The sequence below is a fragment of the Acidiferrobacter sp. genome (assembly GCF_054609335.1).
Window position 1 is genome coordinate 1 of record NZ_JBTRWP010000051.1, and the last position, 18661, is coordinate 18661.

Annotated in this window: 17 protein-coding genes and 1 riboswitch; of the genes, 5 read left to right on the forward strand and 12 right to left on the reverse strand. The window is 64.5% G+C overall.

Translation table 11 applies throughout. The features are described from left to right. Positions 1-313: IS200/IS605 family transposase (gene tnpA / locus ACYCTF_RS11795; protein WP_461284935.1), on the forward strand; the 313-nt coding region annotated here is incomplete at its 5' end. A 346-nt stretch (positions 314-659) separates the two neighbouring features. After that, a complete protein-coding gene (locus ACYCTF_RS11800; protein WP_461284062.1) occupies positions 660-1361 on the forward strand; it encodes a class I SAM-dependent methyltransferase in 702 nt (233 codons plus the stop codon). Between the two features lie 230 nt (positions 1362-1591). Here the strand turns inward: ACYCTF_RS11800 and ACYCTF_RS11805 are convergent, their stop codons facing one another. The 9 genes from ACYCTF_RS11805 to ACYCTF_RS11845 all read right to left on the reverse strand — a co-directional run bounded on the left by ACYCTF_RS11805 (position 1592) and on the right by ACYCTF_RS11845 (position 13523). Beyond that, on the reverse strand, positions 1592-1912 hold the full coding sequence (locus ACYCTF_RS11805; protein WP_461284061.1) for a DUF190 domain-containing protein: 321 nt from the start codon (positions 1910-1912) through the stop codon (positions 1592-1594). 120 nt (positions 1913-2032) lie between these two features. After that, entirely contained in the window at positions 2033-4054 is a 2022-nt protein-coding gene (locus ACYCTF_RS11810; protein WP_461284060.1) for a proton-conducting transporter transmembrane domain-containing protein, read from the reverse strand. Further along, positions 4041-4835: an NADH-quinone oxidoreductase subunit B family protein gene (locus ACYCTF_RS11815; RefSeq protein ID WP_461284059.1), complete on the reverse strand. Its 795-nt coding sequence runs from the start codon at positions 4833-4835 to the stop codon at positions 4041-4043. The genes ACYCTF_RS11810 and ACYCTF_RS11815 overlap by 14 nt, the downstream gene beginning before the upstream one ends. A 127-nt stretch (positions 4836-4962) precedes the next feature. After that, positions 4963-6459, reverse strand: coding sequence for a hydrogenase large subunit (locus ACYCTF_RS11820; protein ID WP_461284058.1), 1497 nt, complete (start codon positions 6457-6459; stop codon positions 4963-4965). Next, positions 6456-7925, reverse strand: coding sequence for a proton-conducting transporter transmembrane domain-containing protein (locus ACYCTF_RS11825; RefSeq protein WP_461284057.1), 1470 nt, complete (start codon positions 7923-7925; stop codon positions 6456-6458). The genes ACYCTF_RS11820 and ACYCTF_RS11825 overlap by 4 nt, the downstream gene beginning before the upstream one ends. A gap of 5 nt (positions 7926-7930) precedes the next feature. Further along, positions 7931-8608, reverse strand: coding sequence for a hydrogenase (locus ACYCTF_RS11830; RefSeq protein WP_461284056.1), 678 nt, complete (start codon positions 8606-8608; stop codon positions 7931-7933). Between the two features lie 14 nt (positions 8609-8622). Continuing rightward, positions 8623-9570 (reverse strand): respiratory chain complex I subunit 1 family protein, encoded by a 948-nt coding sequence (locus ACYCTF_RS11835; protein ID WP_461284055.1) that lies wholly within the window; start codon positions 9568-9570, stop codon positions 8623-8625. Between the two features lie 52 nt (positions 9571-9622). After that, a riboswitch (Fluoride riboswitch) is annotated at positions 9623-9686 on the reverse strand. A gap of 199 nt (positions 9687-9885) precedes the next feature. Beyond that, positions 9886-11847: an AsmA family protein gene (locus tag ACYCTF_RS11840; RefSeq protein ID WP_461284054.1), complete on the reverse strand. Its 1962-nt coding sequence runs from the start codon at positions 11845-11847 to the stop codon at positions 9886-9888. Between the two features lie 59 nt (positions 11848-11906). After that, positions 11907-13523, reverse strand: a complete 1617-nt coding sequence (locus ACYCTF_RS11845; RefSeq protein ID WP_461284053.1) for a type IV secretory system conjugative DNA transfer family protein — start codon at positions 13521-13523, stop codon at positions 11907-11909. A 78-nt stretch (positions 13524-13601) separates the two neighbouring features. Here ACYCTF_RS11845 and ACYCTF_RS11850 point away from each other — a divergent pair, with 78 nt between their 5' ends. Further along, positions 13602-14348 (forward strand): MobA/MobL family protein, encoded by a 747-nt coding sequence (locus ACYCTF_RS11850; RefSeq protein ID WP_461284936.1) that lies wholly within the window; start codon positions 13602-13604, stop codon positions 14346-14348. Between the two features lie 218 nt (positions 14349-14566). Continuing rightward, positions 14567-14809: a hypothetical protein gene (locus ACYCTF_RS11855; RefSeq protein ID WP_461284051.1), complete on the forward strand. Its 243-nt coding sequence runs from the start codon at positions 14567-14569 to the stop codon at positions 14807-14809. Between the two features lie 6 nt (positions 14810-14815). Here ACYCTF_RS11855 and ACYCTF_RS11860 read toward each other — a convergent pair whose 3' ends face one another. Both ACYCTF_RS11860 and ACYCTF_RS11865 read right to left on the reverse strand, forming a co-directional pair. Further along, positions 14816-16447, reverse strand: a complete 1632-nt coding sequence (locus ACYCTF_RS11860; protein ID WP_461284050.1) for an acetolactate synthase large subunit — start codon at positions 16445-16447, stop codon at positions 14816-14818. 2 nt (positions 16448-16449) lie between these two features. Then, positions 16450-17085, reverse strand: coding sequence for a thiol:disulfide interchange protein DsbA/DsbL (locus ACYCTF_RS11865; protein WP_461284049.1), 636 nt, complete (start codon positions 17083-17085; stop codon positions 16450-16452). Between the two features lie 399 nt (positions 17086-17484). On the opposite strand from ACYCTF_RS11865, the gene ACYCTF_RS11870 reads away from it, so the two are divergent. Beyond that, the gene (locus ACYCTF_RS11870) at positions 17485-17979 is read left to right on the forward strand and encodes a Crp/Fnr family transcriptional regulator (protein ID WP_461284048.1); all 495 of its coding nucleotides are present in this window, start codon (positions 17485-17487) and stop codon (positions 17977-17979) included. On the opposite strand, the gene ACYCTF_RS11875 is transcribed toward ACYCTF_RS11870, so the two are convergent. Continuing rightward, positions 17969-18661 (reverse strand): glutamate ligase domain-containing protein (locus tag ACYCTF_RS11875; protein ID WP_461284937.1); only part of this gene is annotated, 693 nt, incomplete at its 5' end. The two genes, ACYCTF_RS11870 and ACYCTF_RS11875, sit on opposite strands and share 11 nt — an antisense overlap.

The following is an 18661-nucleotide window of genomic DNA, read 5'->3' on the forward strand; positions in this document are numbered from 1 at the left end:
GGGCGAAGTGGAAGTTGCCTGTAAGGCGCTCATTGAGGAATGTTGCATCCAGCATGGATTCACCTTGCTAGCTCTGGAAACAGACGTTGATCATGTGCATTGTTTCGTTTCCGCGAAGCCGAGATGGTCTCCAGCAGTTATTGTTGGATTGCTCAAGGGGTATACTTCTCGCAAGCTACGCGAACAGTTTCCCAAGCTCAAGCGACAATGCGGGAAGGATCAGCTATGGACGCAAGCCTATTATGTAGGCACAGCGGGGAGCGTATCCGCTGAGGTTGTTCGTCGATACATTCAGGAGTGTCAGGGCCAATAGGCACTCTCATCCCAATCCCCTAAAGGGGATGGGAATTCCCGCGCCATTCTTTAAAGAGCACACCGCCCGATATGAAGGCGCAGGCCGCGGGCGTTCATGGGCAGGGGCGCAACGGCGCCCGGTCCTGAACGGCGTTTCGGCACGCGCAGGGGCGCCCCTCAAGCCCCGCTTACGAGGGTGCGGTCGCGTCGGCCATCCGGGCCTGCGCATCCTTGCCCCACCCCGAGGTCACACCCTTTCGCGACGGGACGCCCTCCTCCTAAGGTCTCATGGACGCGTCCGCCTGTTTCAGCGATAGTCGACCGAGCAACCGAGACGGGGTGCGCCCCGTTCGACAGGGGGTACTATGTCGACAATAGCCGAAGAATTAGGCGCTCGGGCGGATCTGGCCGTGCCTGCCTTGTCCTCCGGACCACGCGTCAACCTCGGCTGTGGGCCGGTCATGCCCAAAGGCTGGGTCAACGTCGATGGAAGCCGCAGATCCTGGCTCGTCGCGCATGCCGCCCGCCTCGACCGCCTCCTTGTGCGCCTGGGCCTCCTGCGGGCCAGCGCGTTCCAACCCGGCATAATCCACCACGACTTGCGCAAGCGCCTCCCCTGGGGCGATGAATCGATCGCAGCCATCTATGCGGGCGAGGTGTGGGAACATTTCGAGTACGAAGACGCGCTGCGCCTCACGCAGGAGTGTCGCCGGGTCCTGAAAAAAGGTGGCGTTCTGCGACTCTGCGTCCCAGATGGCGTGGAATTCTGGGAAAAGTACCTCAGCATCTTCTTCGAGGAGCACGCCCGCGAGCCGGGCACGCGCGACGTCTCGCGGCTGCGCCGACACGTCCAGATGTACTTCGACGATATCTGCACACGGCCGGCCGGCCTCAAGTCCTTCGGCCACTTCCATAAGTGGCAGTACGACGAAATCCAGCTCGTGGACCTTTTCGAGCGCTGCGGCTTCCAGGGCGTCACACGCAAGCCCTTCGGCGTAAGCCGCATACCCGACATAGGGGCATTGGAACGCTCGAACTTCTTGATCGTGGAGGGCGTAAAGCCTTGACGCGCTGACCGACGCGCCGAGGTCTATGCCCTCCATTGCCGTGATGACCGTAACGCCGCGGCCTAAGCCGCCGCGCGGCACGGTGCGCGATCGGTCTCGCGAAGCCGCGCAGTCCTCGGGGTTTGGGGAGGCGCCCCGAAACCCACGCGCCCGACCCGTCCGATAGGGCCGCGTCCCGACGCGGATCGGGGTGTCGCGCCGGCCCCACAAGGCGTAGGCACGCGCAAGGCCTAGTCGTCGGCGATCTCCGCCTTCCAACAAATGATGTGCTTGGCCGGAACGAGCTCGCGCAGACGCGGCATAACGCGGTCGATGACGTCGGGGTCGTCGAAGACCTCGAGGATCAAGGGGAGATGGACGTTCAGGCGCAGGAGGTCGTCGGCGTGCGCGACGCCGTGGGCACCAAAACCCGCGACCGCGCGGAACAGACTCGCGCCACGCACCTTATGCTCGTCGTGCAAGAAATGAAGCAGCTCCTTCATCAGGTTGTGGTGGTCCTTTGTTTGCTCGCCTTCCTTGAAATAAATGCGGACCAGTTTGACGGTGGACATGGTTCCCGCCCTCCGGTTAAAGGCGCCGACCGTGGCGACAGAAGGCTAGGGTACACCGAGCTGCTTGCGCAAAACAGGGCGAGGCGTGGGTCCCGAATCCTACCGGGTCTTCGCGGGACCTCAGTAAAAAAACACGACGGCGAAGACGGCGATGAGCAGGAGCCCCAGCACGGTGAGATAGTCGTTCAGGAAGCCGGATTGGAGACGACGAAAGGCGCGTGCGAGGCGGGCTATGAGCGTCAAGGCCGGGCGAAAGAGCAGCGGCGTGAAGATCGCAGACTGGGCATAGTCGAAGCGCAAGGCCTGAATGAAGTAGCGGCGGCTGCCGTAGTCTCTCCGGGTCGTAGTGCGGGGGCGATAGATGAAACCGTAGAACACACGCATGGCGTTGGAGAAGGCAAGCGCCGTAGTGGCGTTGCGCGCCGCCACGGGCAGACCGCCGCTCCAGAGCGGGACACGCCGGATCCCGCGCCGGCCTATGGCAAACCAAACGACACCTACGACTGGCAGCGCGAGGAGCGGGCCCACGACCACTAACATGACGGGGGAAATGAACGCGAAGCCAGCGCTGAGCGGGACCAGCAGCGCGCCGTGCACCAGGGCGGGTGCCACGCGGTCTAGCAAGCGAGGCCAGGGATTGGCTGCGAGCCACGGCAGAAGCCAGAGCAGCGCGAGCGCAAGCGCTGGGACGGCAAGTCCGTTGACGAGCGTCGCGAAGCGGTAACGGCGCGATGGCGTCACGGTGCCCGGGCTGCGCGGACCCAACAGGCCCACCCCCAGAAGCTTGACAAAGGTGGCCAAGGCCAGCGCCGCCGTGAGCGCTACCCCGGCGCCGGCCAGGGCCAAGGCGATCCGCGCGCCCTGAGTGTGCAGGGCGAAGTCGTGAAAGATCGTCTGAAAGAGGTACCACTCGCTCACGAAACCTATAGTCGGCGGCATGGCAGCGAGACTCATGCCGCCGAGGATTGCCCCCAGACCCAAGGTCCCGGGCGCGCAGCGGAGCAGACCGCGCGGCGCGATGGCAAAGCTGCCGGTGCAGTCGTGCACGCCGTCGGCGGCGAAGAGCAACGCGCCCTTGGCGAGCGTATGTCCGGCCAGATGCATGAGCCCCACCAGAAACGCGAGCGCGGAGAGCTCGGGTAAGCCCTGGGCCCTAAACATCAAAGCCGCGCCCAAGGCCACGACCGCAAGCCCCGCATTCTCCGCCGTGGAATAACCGAGCAGCCTGCGCCAGTCGTCTTCCTGGAGAGCGAAGAGAATGGAAAGGATGGCCGAGATCGTGCCTAGCACCAGGAGGATCACGCCGAGGGTCATCGACACCGTGCCAGACGGCGTCCAGTCCAGCAGCGCACGGGCGAGCACGAACCAGGCGGCGTTGAGGAACAGACCGGAAAACAGCGCCCCGCTGCTGCCGCGGGCCTGCCCGTAGGCTTCGGGGAACCACTCGTAGAAAGGCAGCAGACCAAGCTTGGCGCCGGCGCCGGCTGCGATGAGCAGGTCAAACATGAGGACCGGCCAGAAACCCAGGGTATGCAGGCGGGCTGCGATGGCAGCAAAACTCAGGCCCGACACGCTGAGCGCAGCGAGCGCGAGAAGCAACGCCCCGGCGCCGATTTCGAGCAGGGTGAGCATGAAAAATCCCGCCCGCCCGCCTGCATCGTCACTGCGGTCCGCGAGCAGGATCAAGACCCCGCCCAGCGTCATAGCCTCCCAGGCGATAAAAAGACCGGCGCCGTTATGCAGGCCAAAGACACCCAAGGCCCCAAGCAGGCCCAAGGCGGCGCCAAACACCCAGCGCCCCGGGTGGGGCCCGCTGGGTGCGTCTGCGCGAGGGAAGCGCGCGCGGACGCCGCCTAAGAGGACGGCGCAGCCCGTAGGGAGCATGGACCAGCCGATCAACCACAGCGCCGCCACATCCAGACGGAAACGAAGCCGGAAGCCGCCCAGCGATGCGAGCGTCGCGGTGGCGCTCCCCCCGTGGATAAGCCCGAGCACAGCGCCTGTGGCGCTCGCGGCGGCGCCACAGGCCAGAAGGGTGCGGCCCTGGCGCGGGCCCAGACCGAGCAGAGAAAACGCGGCGGCGGCGGCCCACAGGCCCGCGGCCAGCGCAAACCAGAACAAGGTCGCGTCAATCGTCCGCATGGCGATTTCCTTCCGTGGCCGTCCGTGGCGGCCGGCGATCGAGCAACACGAGCAGGGCATCGAGAAAGGCCGCCGGGTTGGGCGGACAGCCCGGCAGCCAGAGATCGACGGGCAGGATCTCCTCAAGACCGTTATGGCAAGCGTAGCCGCCCCCGTTGTAGCCGCCCGTGGCGCACGTGCCGGCGGCCATCACCCAGCGCGGCTCAGGCAGCGCAGCGTAGGTGGCCTCGAGTGGCGCGCGCATGGCGCGCGTGACCGGGCCCGTCACCAAAAGCAGGTCGGCAAAACGCGGCGAGGGGGTGAAAAAGACGCCCAGGCGGTGCAAATTGTAGAAAGGGTTGTTCAGGGCCTGGATCTCGGACTCGCAGCCGTTACATGAGCCGGCGTCGACATGGCGCACATGCAGGCTCCGACCGAAGACGCGTTCGATGGCCGTCCGCGCACGCTCCTCACGGGGCCCGGCGTCGCTGCGCAACGCCGCCCGGTCGCGCGTACCGAGGGCCCAATCCCGCGTGGTCTCAAGGACCCCGTGCGGGCAAGCCTCGACACACAGCTGGCAGGCGATGCAGCGAGCGTAGTCAAGGGTGAGGTCGTGGTGGTCCCCGAGGCCGAGGGCGCCGCTCGGGCAGATGTCTGCGCACTCGGCGCAATGGGGGACGCACCTCTCCTTGTGCAGTCGCGGCATGCCCAGCACACCGTCCTGCCCGTCCGGGCCTGCTCCCAGGGGCCAGCGGGTGGTGGCGCGTCCGGCGCGCAGGCCGATCAGGGTCCAGAAAGGCATGGTGCTCCTCCAGTGCCTAGGCTCGCGTCGCATCGGCGCAGGGCTCCGACCTGCCACCCACCGAGGAGACGGCAGCGTCCCGGCGTCCCGTGCCGGCGCACTGCGGCGAATGGCAGAGGCGCGACATTCATCGATCGCACCCAGCCACGGTGAGGCCAAAGCTCGCTTCGTTGATGGCGTAATCCATCATATTGCTGTCATGGACCGTGTAGGGGAAAACGCGCCAATTGGAAAAAGACGGCGACTTGATCTTGACCCGCGCAAGCCTGCCGTCGACCCGGAACGATACGGCGTAGAGGAGCGTTCCCCGAGGGGACTCCGCCCAACCGAGGCCTTCGGCGTCGGCCGTCACCGGGGGCAGGGGCGCGCGGATGGCGCCGGGCTTCAGGCGCATCAATGCCTGATGGATCAGGCCGAGGGACTCTTTCAGCTCGCGCGCGCGGACACGCGCACGGGCGTAGGCGTCACCGCCCTCCTCGACCGGCACCTCGAGATGGAGCGCACCATAAGCGGCGTAAGGGTGGTCGCGACGGGCGTCGCGATCGATGCCTGAGGCGCGCTCGATGGGGCCCGTGGCGCCCTGATCATAGGCAAGCTCGCGCGTCAGGGGGCCTGTGGTAATCAGCCGATCGAGATGGCTACGCGTGTTGTCCATATGGCGCAGATAGGAGTCTATGGGGAGCGTCAGCGCGCGCAACGCGCTATCGAGACCGGCCAGGTCGAGGTCGCGACGCAGGCCACCGGGCACGAGTAGGTTGCGCGGCAGCCGGCTTCCGGTATGACGACCGATGATCTGCTTGACCTGCTCCTCGAGCAACAGACCTTGCGCCTCGCCCACCTTGAGCGTCGTCGTCTGGCAGAGGTGGCCGAAATAGTGCAGATGGTTATAGAGGCGCTCCAGCTCGGCCAGGATCAGGCGCAGGTAGCTCGCCCGCTCCGGAACCTCGACTACGAGCGCGTCTTCCACCGCCTGGCAGTAGGCCAAAGCGTGCGCCACGCTGCCCACCCCGGAAACCCGCTCGGCGAGGACCACGGCCGGTACGCACGCGCAACCCTCGAAGCGTTTCTCCATGCCGCGATGCTTCCAGAACAGGCGCGGGTGATAGTGCAGGATGCTTTCGCCGATGTAGAGGAACTGGAACTCGGCGGATTCGACCACGTCGGCACGTATCGGCCCAAACGGGAGATGCTGGATGGCCGGATTGTCCAACATCGGCGTCCAAGCCGCGGCCGGGGCGTAATTGAGTGGCGCGCCGCCTGCCGCGGCCAGCATGGGCGGCGCGAGGCATTGGACGCCCTCGTGCAGCACCAAAGGCTGCGGATGGGGATGCTGCTCGAAGGTCATGCCAAACAGGTCGGCCATCTCGCGCTCGTACCAGGACAGCATGGGTAGCTGGTGCGCAAGCGAGGGCAGCGGCCCCTCAGCGGGAACGCGCCACTCCGTAAACGGCCTTCCGGTGCCCAGAGAGAGCAGGTAGCGGGCCTCGCGCGCGCTTCCATTCTGAACCGCGTAGGCCATCTGCATGCGCGGGCCGGGTGTACGGGAACGGCCATCACTGAACACCGTTTGCGCGAGTCGGGGCAAGGCGCCGGCTTCGACATGGACGACCTCGCGCGCGTTCACGGCGCAGCCCCCACGCGCAGGCCGGCTGCGATGTGCCGAAACAGCGCCCAGAGGCCGTGCGGTAGCCACAGGCCGAGCACGAGCAAAGGCAGGAGACTCAACCACATGGGCGTGGTCTGCCAGAGGCTCACTGTGCGGTGGGGCGGATGATCTGGGGCCGCACCGTAAAACATGCGTCGGAAATGGGCGAGGAAGCCTATGAAAATAACGATGAGCAGCGCCCCCAACCCGAGCGCAGCCCACCACTGCGAAGTGGAGAAGCCCGCGCGCAGGATAGTGAACTCGCTCAGGAACAAGGCAAAAGGCGGGGTTCCGGTAATCGCCACGGCACCCGCCAACCAGAGGGTTCCGGTGACCGGAAAATAGTCTCCCACGCGACGCATGGCACGCATGTCCTTGCTGCCATACGCGTGCATCATGTTGCCGGCACCGAAGAACATCAGGCATTTGTTGAGGCTGTGGTTCAGCATATGGAAGAGCGCGCCGGCGACCCCAAGCGGTCCGCCAAACCCAAAGCCAAGTGCCACCACGCCCATGTGCTCGACGCTCGAGTAGGCCATGAGGCGCTTGGCCCCGGTCTGGCGGGTGATGAACAGCGCCGCGACCAGCAAGGAAAAGAGACCGAAGACGATCAGCAGCATGTGCGGAAGGGCGCCGAGGCCCGCGTGCTCGAGCACGCCAAGATAACGGACCAGACCGAGCATGGCGCAGTTGAGCAGGGCCCCGGAGAGCATGGCTGAGATCGGCGCGGGACCTTCGCTATGCGCGTCCGGAAGCCAGGTGTGCATGGGCGCCAACCCGACCTTGGTGCCAAAGCCTATCAGCACCAGAAGGAACGAGAGCATCAGCAGAGGCGGTGGAACATGCGGCGCAACCGCCCGCAGCGATTGCCAGGTCATGGCATAGGTCGGGCCGAGCGTAAAGGTCCCGCCCCAGTAGAACAACACGGTGCCGAGCAGGGCCAAAGACAGGCCCGCCGAGACCAGTACGATGTATTTCCATGCCGCCTCTATGCTTTCGGGTTGGCGTTGAAATCCCACGAGAAAGGCGCTGACGATGGTCGTGAGGTCGACACATATCCAATAGAGCCCCGGATTGTTCTGGAGCGGCGTAAGCAGCATGGTGAGACCGAAGGCAGCGAATAAGGCGTAGTAGCGATGCAAGGTGTCGCGCACATCGGTCATGCCCCGCAGATAGCCGATCGAATACAGCGAGGCGAGCAGGTAGACCGCGGCCGTGCAGAGAGTGACCCAAGCCCCGAAGGGGTCGATCATGAGATAGCCGTGTCCCCATACGACCCTCCCGTGGACGCGCCACGGCAACGGCGCCCCGAGGACAAACACGAGCAGCGCGGCGGCCAGGTTGAGATACTCGGCCCACCGCGGTCGCCCGATCGCCAGGGAAAGCGGGATGACCGCTGCAGGAGCCGCAAGGATCAGGGTGATAGAGGCTATGGGCGATGGCATGCCGCTCACCCCACAAGCCGCTGCAGATCACGCGAACTCGTGCTACCGACATGCGTCTTCAGGTAGCGCGTGAGCAGACCGAAGGTGCTCACGATCAGGAGCAGATCGAACAGGATGACGAGCTCAAGAAGCAAGGGCATGCCTGGAACGAGGATCTGCGAGCCCAGGAAGATCCCGTTCTCTATGAGCAATAGGCCCAGGATGTGGCTCACCGCCTCCGTGCGCAGCATCATCATTAAAAAGCCGATCAGCTTGAGCCCGAACATGGCCATCAAGGCCATGACGGCAATGTTGTCGACAAGGTCCAGGCGCCGCCCGAGATGGGCTGCAACCTCATAGGAAAACAAAACCAGGGCGACACCCAACACCAAGCTTCGCGCCGCACTCAAGCGGGAGTGGATCTCACGCTCCACGCTCAAACCCCCGACGATGCGCAGCAACATACGGGGGAGCAGCAACCCTCGCACCACGATGGTGAGTGCGGCGATGGCGTAGAGCTGGGGATAATGGCCATAGGCGCCGACGGTTATCGACAAGGCCGCGATGACCCAGGACTCAGCGGCGAAGGCCCAGATGTGGTTCTTCAGCCAGTGCGAGCCTAACATCACGAAAGACAGCGTCAACGCGACGATCACGAGCAGGCTGAACCACGAGGCGACGAGGGGGTCCAGGTGAAAGATCAATAACGGCGGCGTCCTCATAGTTGGTACGCGACGATGGCGAGCAGCGAGAGCAGAAAGGACAGCGCCAAGGGCTCCTGGTAGCGGTAGAAGCGCAACCGCGATTGCGCCGTATCGACGCCGACCATGAGGAGCGCCACCAGCATCCATTTACCGAGGAGCGCCACTGTGCTCGCCGCAACACCAAGCGGCGTGCCTTGCGCCGACAGGCCCCACGGTATGGTCAGAACGTTAAGAAATATGGTGTAGAGAATGGCCTGCTTCATCCACGAGGCCCAGCGGAGCAGCGCAAGAAGCGGGCCCGAATATTCGAGAATGCGGGCCTCGCCGATCATGTAGACCTCCCAGGAGATGCTGGAGTGAATCGGGAGGCGCTCGGTCTCGACGGTCAACAGGATGAAAAAGGCGGCTACCAGAAACAGGTGGGCCGGCGACCAATAGACGGCGGGCTGCGCGACCAGGAGATGGTTGACCACGAACGGCAGCATCGCCCGGGCAAGCAGGGTGATGCCGACAAACACGAGGATCAACGTCGGCTCGGCGAGGATGGTGAGCATGGTCTCGCGGCTCGAGCCCAGGCCGCCATAGGGGTGTCCGGTATCGAGACCGGCGAGCAGTATCCAGAACCCTGCCAAGGTGAGGACCAAGCCCCCGCCCAGGATGTCGCCCATATCGGACAAAGGCAGCGGATAGTTGGTGAGCACGGGGATCAACATCGGGACGATCAACATGGCCGTGAACGCGACGAAAGGCGCGGTCCAGAACAGCCAGGTGGCGGTCTCCGGTATGACCGATTCCTTATGGAACCATTTCCACAAGTCGCGATAAGGCTGGAGGATGGATGGCCCGGTTCCGCGCTGGACGCGCTCTTCGGCGGTAAGCAGGAAGCCGTGGAGCAATGGGGAAAACAGCAGGATAGCCAAGACCTGACCGACTTGCAGCACAGGCGATGCCAGGGTCGTCATACGCGCCAGCCCCTCATGACCTCACACGTAACACATACTCCGCTCGCAAGCGGAACCCGTAGGAGTCATCAGCCGGCGGCCGGCGGTTCGTGGCGAACTCCATCGCCATGCGAATATGGTATGTTTTTAAGCGATATGCGCGCAGCTGTCAACCGCTTTTGGGGGTAGCGGTGGAACAAGGCCACGCGCGAGCTCCAAGACCTCGCGGGCAAGGGGCCCTGAAAGGGAGACCAGGCCAAGGGCGTCCGCGGACTTTCGCGAAGGACGGTGGCGCCGTGTCAATGGCGCATAAGCTCCTATCTTTGTGTCGACGATTCAGCTTCTCTTAGCACGTTTCGTGATTCTCCTCAGAGCCTCCGCGCGCGCCTTGGGACCTGCCTTACGCAAAAGCGCTGGGCAATCGACCTTGTGTCCGGGCGCCGTATCGATCAAAGGCAGGAGCGCGGCGGCGGGCGTAAGCAAGGCGCCCAAGGCCACCGCGGCGCCAACTCGCTCTATGAGGGCTGTGCGCGACACGCTGAAGGTGGGGTTTTTGAAGGTGCCGCCGACGTGCAGGGGGCCGCGCGCGCTCACTATGGTGATGTGCTTGGGTTTCGTGTACACGGTGAGATGCAGCACCTGATTTTTCATATCGACCGTGCCACGACCGAGAATGTTGGCCGAGGGCGTGTCGATCAGAAAGGTGCGCATCGTCACCAAGCCATGGTGGGCGCCGAGACGTATCACGGCGCAGGGAATGCGCTCTTGCTTCATCCCCGAGAACCAGTCCAGGGCCGCATTGCCCACATGCAGCTGGGCGAGCGCGACATAAAGGTTATTCACCGAGCCGTTCGCGAGCGCAAGCCCCACGTGCCCCGTGGCATCAGCGGACATGGCCGCGATGGAGTTCCCGCGGCCCGAGAGGTGCAAACGGCCACCGATCCGGCCGGTGCCGGCGGCCTTGAACCCGATCTTCGGGAACAAGAGGCGTAGACGAAGCCCGCGGGCGACGGCCTTTAGGTCCGTGCGGTAAACGGGGCGCGACACGTTCATCGTGGTATTCGCCGCCACCAGGCCGTCGGCCACTCCAAAGTTCAGCGGGGCCAGGTGGACTATGCCGTGCCGAATGACAAGATGGGCGTAGAGGTCCTGGATGCGCATGTGGGAGGCATAAACATGCTCGCCCCGCAAAACGACGTCGGCGTCCAAGTTCATGAGGGGGCTGCGCTTATAAGGTTTAGCCGGCAAGGCCTTCTTCGCGTCCTGGGCATGGGCCGTGACCGTGACGTGGCCATTGACCGTCTTCGGCTTGGCCTGCACGAAACCGGCCAGATCCTTGAAGTTCAACTGATGAGAGATGAGATGCGCGCGCATGACGGTCGGGCGGCCCAGTTTGACGCTGATCGTGCCCTCGAGATCGCTCTTACCAATTTGGCCGTGGAAATGCGTGAGCATCCAGGCCTTGCCAGGACGCGTGAGCGTGCCCGAGATCTTGAAGGGACCGGTCTGGGGCAACGGGAGGTCGATCGCCTTGTTCACGCGGCCGAGCCCCGAGCCCTCGAGCAAAACGTGGAGATGAACGTTCTTTAACGCCATGGGGGCGATCAAGGTGCCTTCTAGGCGCGCGAGAAAGTGGCCGATATGGACCGTGACTCGTACCGGGTAGGGACTACGGTCGTTTTCGACCTGGGTAGGCGAGCCGAGCGCGCCGGCCAAGGTGAAGGGCGAGCCCTTGTAGCGCCCGCGTCCCGACAAGAGCAGGAGGGTGGGCGGCTGCGCGCTGCGGATATTCAAAGCGAGGTCCGTGGAGGCCGGGACGTCGCGCACGGTGATATGTCCGTGCGTGATGACAAGCCGGCCTATGCGCGGCGTGGCGTAGGACTTGTGGGTCGAGGATGGGGGCTTCGCGAATACCCAATTGGCGCGCGCAGGGGCGGGCTTGTCCAAATGGATCATGGGGCGGCGCAGGACAAGCGATGGCAAGAGCACATGCCCATGGAGCAGGGGCAGCAAGGCTAAGCGTACGCGCAGCTGCCGCACGGTGACCATGGGGCCGTGGGCCCAAGGTGGGTTCGCCACGGTGAGGCGATTTAGGGTGATGCGAGGAGTGAGCGACCAATCGATAAAAACGGATCCATGGATGGTGACACGACGGTGGAGCTTGGCGCTCCCCTCGCGCTCGATCACACGCTTCACGATGCGCGGCGCCAAGGCGATCGCAAGCCCTATGACGACCACAAGTGGTAAGACCACAGCGGTCACGATCTTGGCCCATAATGGTAAGCGCCGCACGGCCATAACGTCCTCCTCGTAGGATCGTAATGGCGCGTGCCTGCGCCCGGTATCCCCTCTTCGACCTAATCGACGAACACGGCCGGGAGATCGACGATCTCTTCGACGGCCTCGCCCGCCACCGAGACGACGGCCAAGGCCTGGCGCCTGTAAAGCCGCCGCATGAGGGCGGCCGGCACGAGCGGGCGCGGGTACCGCCTCCGATCGGCGGGGTGCCCAAGAAGGCGCTCGAAGAAGTGCACCGTATGCCAGTCCTCCGTGCGCAAGCAGAGCTTCTGACGAAAATTCTGCAGCAGGGTGTCGGCCAGATCGCGGTCGCCCAAGGCCGCGTAGAAACTTGCGATAGACTGCGCGGAGATGATGCCCACGGTGCCAAAGGCGCGACCCTTGTCCCAGAAGTTGAGGTCGGAGAGGCCGTCCTTGTTGGCGCTCACGACCTCCTGGTACTCGTCGCACAAGAATAAGACGAGGCGCGAACGTTCGGTAGCCGGGCGTCTTTGCATGTACTGGAAGAATCGTAGCTTTATGAAGGTATATATGACCTTGGCGCCTATGCCCCAAACGGCAAGCGGCAGATCGACAAGAAAAACCGCGCCTGCACCCAAAGTCTCGATCGCCACGGCGTCCGTGGGCGGACAGAAGGCGTCGACGAGGTCGGGATGAGTGAACGGGGTGAGGACCTGGGCGGCGCTCGCAAGGACGCCTGCCACCACCTTGGCGTCGAAGCGCGTAAACACACCCTCGTGATAGGACTGGTAGCCACGCAGGAGTCGCAGGGCCGCAGGCGCGAGACCCGTGGCCTCGTCACGCAGTCTCTGGTCGCACTCGGCGCGCACCTCATCCCGAAAAAGATAGTCGTAGAGTCCGGCCAGGCTATAGCGGTCGGGCAGGAAGGAAAGCACACCCAGCGCGTTGCGACAAAGCTCCACCGCAGTCTCGGTCCAGAACGGGTCGCCGGGCGCACCGTTGAGCAACAAGGCCGACTTGAGAAAGCCCGCAGCGGCCTCCGGTGTGAGTCCGCGCAAGAGATTGAAGGCACGCCGTCCCGGGCCCACGACTATGAGCTCGCGACCGGTTCTGTTCGCAAGGCCCGCGGCGGCGACCCCGAAGTCGCCCTTGATGTCGAACAAGAGCCCGCCCATGCCTTGGGCAAGACACTGGAGCAGGGCCGGCTGGATGACCGAGGTCGTCTTGCCCGAGCCTATGCCACCTAGGACGAGGAGATTCTGGCCGAGGTCGGCGGCATCGAACACGAGCGCGCGACGCCTAGGATCGCGCCACAGACCACGGCGATGCAGCAGGCCTTCGGTGGCGCCCAGCCACAGCCGGACCCCGGCGGAAGGGCCAGACGGCAGAGGGCCTTTGGGCAACAAGAGACGCCATACGGTCACAAGCGGCGCACACAAGGCCAGAAGGGCGGCCCCTAGGCGCTCGCGCGGGGCGCGGTTTGCGACAGGCCTTCCGAGGATCGTCGCCACCTCCGCGTTCCAGGGCGCGGGCAGGGCCGCATCGGGACGCGCGGCGGGCGACAAGGACCTCCCCTGCCCCGCCGCTAGGCGGGTCGCCTCATCCAGCAGGCCACGCGCCTCAAGCTCCTCCCCCAAATCGAGCAAAGCCCGCAGGCGTCTTTTGTCCGCGCGGGCGCGTAGAGCGCGGGCCCAGGCGCGAAAGTCAGCGGACATCCGGGAATCTCCTGATAAAAACCGAGCCTAGCAGCGAGTACCATGGCCTGCCCATCCTGGATATGCCGGGGCCACGCGATGCCTGTCCTTTCTCTCCGAAGCCTGCGGGCGGACCGAGAACCGGGCCTGGTGGCCCGCGCCGCCTATGACGGGCGACGACGGCTTTATGATCGTGCTCGCGCCCGGAGCTATGATTTTTCCAGGCGCCCCGGGCTCGTCTGGTCAGAGCTCACCCTCCCCGCGGGCGTCCCCGGGGATTGGATCGATCCGGAAAGATTATGGAACGCGATGGGCAACAGTGAACCATGGGGGCGGCCTGGCCTCGCCCGCGAGATCATCATGGGGCTCCCGCGCGGCCGGACTTTGGTCGCGCATGCGCTCTTCATCGGAGACTTTCTCGAGGAAGCGTTCGTGGCGCGAGGGTGCGCCGTCGACTGGTCCATCCATTACGATCGGGAATGGAATCTTCATGCCCACGCCCTGATCAGTCCGCCGTGGGTGGGCGATGGGGGGGCGCGCGGGCTGGAGGAGGGAGCGCCCCAAAGGATGTCGCCTACGGCGCTGCGGGCGCTCTGGCAGCGGCACTGCACGCGGCAAGGCCTGGGGGACGGCGTCATCCCGCAGGATAACAGCGGGGCACGACCGGCCGCAGCCTGGGCGCTCGGGAGACGCGGCGTCGTGACCCGCCTTTCGCAACGGCAGCTCGCGCTACGGGCGTTGGCCGGTCACCCCTTCCGGAGCCTTCGACCACCCTGGCTCAGGATACGATGGCGACGCAAGGACCGCGCGCCGGTGCCACGAGAGCCGCCGAACCGTGGCCGCTGAGCGCTACAAAGCGCGATCGCCGACGCGGAAACCTCAATTCCCATCCGACGGCAGGGCCGCGACTACGTCTGTGTGCCGGAAATACCCGCCCTTGAATATCGCAGACAAGGGCGGGGGGCGCCAGCGAGAGGGGCGGTATGTCTCGGACGTTCGGACGGCGCGCACCACGCGACGGCTGTGGTAGCTTGGCGTGACTCAACCGTGAATGGAGAGGCACCATGAACCCCGTGAGAATGTTTGCGATCGCCCTCGTTGTCCTGGGGATCCTCGGAGCGGCCTACGGCGGCTTCAGTTACACGCACAAGACCAAGGAGGCGCAGCTTGGGCCCCTATCGCTGTCGGTGAAGCAAAGACACCATGTCGACATCCCCCTCTGGGCCGGGGCTGGGGCGGTGGTCGTGGGGGGCGTGCTCTTGCTCGTGACAAGCGGTCCCAATCAAACAGGCCGCGGACAAGGTTAGCGAAGGTCAGGTCGGACAGATCATCTGGCCCAGTTCATCGGTGAGCCGGATGTTCTCGGTGTAATCGATCGGGCAATCGATGAGCGTCACGGTCGGCGCCTCGAGCGCCCGGCGCAGTGTCGGCAGCAGATCCTCGGCGCGCTCGATGCGATGACCCTCGGCCCCAAAGGCGTGCGCGTATTGTACGAAGTCGGGGTTCGTGAAGCGCACGTTCCCCGTTCGCTGATAATGCAGCTGCTGCTTCCATTCGATAAGGCCGTAACCGCCATCGTTCCATATGAGCACCACGAACGCGACCCCAAGACGCATGGCCGTCTCGATCTCCTGCGAGTTCATAAGAAAACCCGCATCGCCGGTCACAGCCACGATGCGCTTCCCGGGTGCGGCAAGTGCCGCAGCCAGCGCCCCGGGCACGGCGATGCCCATGCTCGCAAAACCATTCGAGATGATGCAGGTATTGGGGCGCTCGGCGTCGTAGAGGCGCGCCATCCAAAGCTTGTGGGCTCCTACGTCGCAGACGACGATATCCTCGGGCCCTAAGGCCTCGCGCAGATCGCCGACCGCGCGCTGAGGCTTAAGCGGAAAGGCGTTATCGCGCCGCCCACCGTTCAATTCGCGACGGATGAGCTCGCGTAAATTCGCGAAGCGCTCGGGCGGGCGGCTCGCCACGCGTTCGGCAATGGCCGGCAGGGTGACGGCGTAATCCCCTATGACTCCGGATGTGACGATGTAATGGGCGTCGACCTCGGCGGCGCGCAAATCGATATGCACGATTTGGCGATCCGCCGTCTTGTGCCAGAGCACAGGTGGGTATTCGACAAGATCGTAACCTATGCAGATGATGACGTCGGCGCGATCAAATCCGCACGAGATATAGTCGTGGGCCTGCAGGCCCACCGTCCCCAGGCATAGGGGATGAGACGCCGGTATCGCACCCTTGGCCATGAAGGTGGTGGCGACGGGAATGTTGAGCTTCTCGGCGAAACGCGCGAGCGCATCGCAGCCGCGCCCGCGCACGACCCCGTTGCCGGCCATGATGATGGGGAAGTTCGCGGCTGCGATCACACTCGCGGCCTCCGCGACCTGCGAGGCCGCCGGATACGGGGCCGGGGCCGCCTGCACCTTGAGCGGCGTGCCCACGGCCGGACGACCGGCGATGTTTTCGGGGAAGTCGATGAAGCAGGCGCCGGGCTTCTCGATCTGCGCGATCTTGAAGGCCTTGCGCACCACTTCGGTCACAGTCTCCGGCTCCAGCACCTGGACTGCATACTTCGTAATCGGCGCAAAGAGATTCACGAGGTTCAAGACCTGATGGGACTCCTTATGGAGACGCAAGGTCGAGGCCTGTCCGGCGATGGCGACAAGCGGCGCACGATCCATATTGGCGTCCGCAACCCCCGTGACGAGATTAGTGGCCCCGGGACCGAGCGTCGCCAGACACACGCCGGCGCGATGGGTGAGCCGACCGTAGACGTCCGCCATGAACGCGGCGCCCTGCTCGTGACGTGTGGTCACGAACCGGATGCGCGACTCCAGCAGGGCGTCCATGAGGGCGAGGTTCTCCTCACCCGGTATGCCGAAGATGTACTCGACCCCTTCGTTTTCCAGGCAGCGGACAAAGAGCTGCGCCGCATTCACCGTTAATGGGTCTCCGCGTGCTGCGCCTTATGCACGAGGTAGTCGACCTCGCGCAACAGCTGGCGCCGCCCACCGGCGAGGCTTGGGTTCGTGCGATAACGCCCGTCCACTATGAAGGTCGGCACGGAATGTATGCCCTCCTCGTTCTGCTGTTGACGGGCCTTGCGCACCGCAAGACCCACGGCAAAGGAACGATAGACGCTCGTAAAGCGCGTGGCGCTCACATGGCTATGGTGCGCGACCCAGGCCGATATGGTCGCGGCGTTGTCGAGCACCTCATGATGCACATGGATGGCATTAAAGAATTTGTCATGCAGGGCCTTCAGGAGGCCTAGGTCCTTGAAGGCGAAGAAGGCCCGCGCCTGCGGGAGCCAATAGGGGCTGATCGCCGCCGCCTGCCGCTCGAACGTGACATCCGCGGGCTTATGCGCAAGCCACTTGTTCAGAAGCGGTTCCAGATGAAAGCAATGCGGACAGCCGTACCAGAACACCTCCTGCACGAGGATCTTGGGTCCTGGGGGCACGGGTTGCGTGGGACTTACCCGAACATATTCCATGCTCTCGACCACGCCGGCCTGCGCTGCCGTCATCACTAATGGCAGGACCAGACCCACGACCAGGGCCAACTGTCTCCTCATCACGCTGTCTCCTTTAGAACATATGGGATGGTACTGTCCCCATTGTAGCCGCTTTTCTCTTGCCAATTGATGCGCCGCGCGGCCTGAAACCCGCCTTTCAGGATAGTACGGATACCGGAAGCCTCTTATACTGTCTGGGTCACGAAACCGACCGCCGGGCAGGCGGGAGGCGCGGCCTCGGGAACGTTCGTGAGCACTGTAGCGCGGCCGACCCCCCTGAAACAGGGGTCTACCGAAGCGGCTTGCAGGCAAGCCGCGCCGAGGGTGAGGCACGGCACTCCTGTTTTGGGCGGGTGATGCCATGGCCCGCATGATGCGCCGCGCGCCTGAGCGATCTGTGTGGCGGCAGAGGATGTCGGCTATCCTATATAAAAAGCCGAGCGTTCGGAGATTAGGGAAATGACGAGCAAATCCAAGGTCGAACTGGCAGAGTTCCTGACCCACCAATACCTGTGCGAGTCGCTCACGATCAAGGAGGTCGAGACGCTGCTCGACTACACGGAGCTCGTGCAGTTTCGCAAGAACGATACGATTGCCGACATAGGCGAGGTCGGCGAGGCCCTCTACTTCGTAGTGAAGGGCGAGGTGGCGCTCTATTACGACGATGGCGGCCAGGAGAGCGAGGTCGGACGCATGACCGAAGGAGAGCTCATGGGCGAAATGTCGTTTTTCGACCGCAAGCCGCGCTCGGCGCGCATGCGCGCCAAGTCCGACGACACACGCGTACTCTTACTGTCGCGCGCCAAATATAAGCGTATCCGCGTGGAACACCCTTATATCGCGGTGAATCTCCTGGAACATGCGGTGATCAGCCTCGACCATCTGTTCCGGCGCGTGAGCAACGATGTGGCGCTCTTTTCCCAGTACATCCATGGGGGCGGCGTCAAGAGGTAGTCCCCAGGGCAGTAAGCAGGCGGCCGTGCAGGCCCGCGAAGCCGCCGTTGCTCATGATGAGCACATGGTCGCCAGCGTGGGCATCGGCCACCAGACTCGCGATCAGATCCTCGTGCGTAGAAGAGACGTGGGCGCGGCAATCCGGCCCCCCCGTGACCGCCGCCTCGACATCCCAACCGATGTCCGGCGGGGCATAGATGTAGATCGCATCGGCCGCGGCAAGCGAGGGACCAAGGGTCTCGCGGTGCACGCCCTGACGCATGGTATTGGAGCGCGGCTCCAGGACGGCCAGGACCCGCGCCGGCGCCACCCGCGCCTTCAGGGCCTCGATCGTGGCCCTTATAGCGGTCGGGTGGTGCGCGAAATCGTCATACACCGTGACACCGCGCGCGCTCCCGAAGACTTCGAGCCGTCTTTTCACGCCACGGAAGGTCGCAAGCGCGCGCAAGGCCGTCTCGGGGGCGACCCCGGCGAAACGCGCCGCGCTCAAGGCCGCGAGCGCATTGGCCACATTGTGGCGGCCGGCGAGTCCCCAGCGCACGGTGCCGAGCTCGACGCCACGCAAGCGCACCCGGAAGGCACTACCATCGGGCGCCAACAACTCCGCCTCCCACCCGTCGGATCTCGAGAAATACTCGATGGGCGTCCAGGCGCCCGCCGCAAGCACCTCGGCGATGGCCGG

Bases quoted from the DNA above. Each gene is read 5' to 3' on its own strand.
- ACYCTF_RS11800 (WP_461284062.1), top strand. From the start codon at position 660: ATGTCGACAATAGCCGAAGAATTAGGCGCTCGGGCGGATCTGGCCGTG.
- ACYCTF_RS11805 (WP_461284061.1), bottom strand. From the start codon at position 1,912: ATGTCCACCGTCAAACTGGTCCGCATTTATTTCAAGGAAGGCGAGCAA.
- ACYCTF_RS11810 (WP_461284060.1), bottom strand. From the start codon at position 4,054: ATGCGGACGATTGACGCGACCTTGTTCTGGTTTGCGCTGGCCGCGGGC.
- ACYCTF_RS11815 (WP_461284059.1), bottom strand. From the start codon at position 4,835: ATGCCTTTCTGGACCCTGATCGGCCTGCGCGCCGGACGCGCCACCACC.
- ACYCTF_RS11825 (WP_461284057.1), bottom strand. From the start codon at position 7,925: ATGCCATCGCCCATAGCCTCTATCACCCTGATCCTTGCGGCTCCTGCA.
- ACYCTF_RS11835 (WP_461284055.1), bottom strand. From the start codon at position 9,570: ATGACGACCCTGGCATCGCCTGTGCTGCAAGTCGGTCAGGTCTTGGCT.
- ACYCTF_RS11840 (WP_461284054.1), bottom strand. From the start codon at position 11,847: ATGGCCGTGCGGCGCTTACCATTATGGGCCAAGATCGTGACCGCTGTG.
- ACYCTF_RS11845 (WP_461284053.1), bottom strand. From the start codon at position 13,523: ATGTCCGCTGACTTTCGCGCCTGGGCCCGCGCTCTACGCGCCCGCGCG.
- ACYCTF_RS11850 (WP_461284936.1), top strand. From the start codon at position 13,602: ATGCCTGTCCTTTCTCTCCGAAGCCTGCGGGCGGACCGAGAACCGGGC.
- ACYCTF_RS11855 (WP_461284051.1), top strand. From the start codon at position 14,567: ATGAACCCCGTGAGAATGTTTGCGATCGCCCTCGTTGTCCTGGGGATC.
- ACYCTF_RS11865 (WP_461284049.1), bottom strand. From the start codon at position 17,085: ATGAGGAGACAGTTGGCCCTGGTCGTGGGTCTGGTCCTGCCATTAGTG.
- ACYCTF_RS11870 (WP_461284048.1), top strand. From the start codon at position 17,485: ATGACGAGCAAATCCAAGGTCGAACTGGCAGAGTTCCTGACCCACCAA.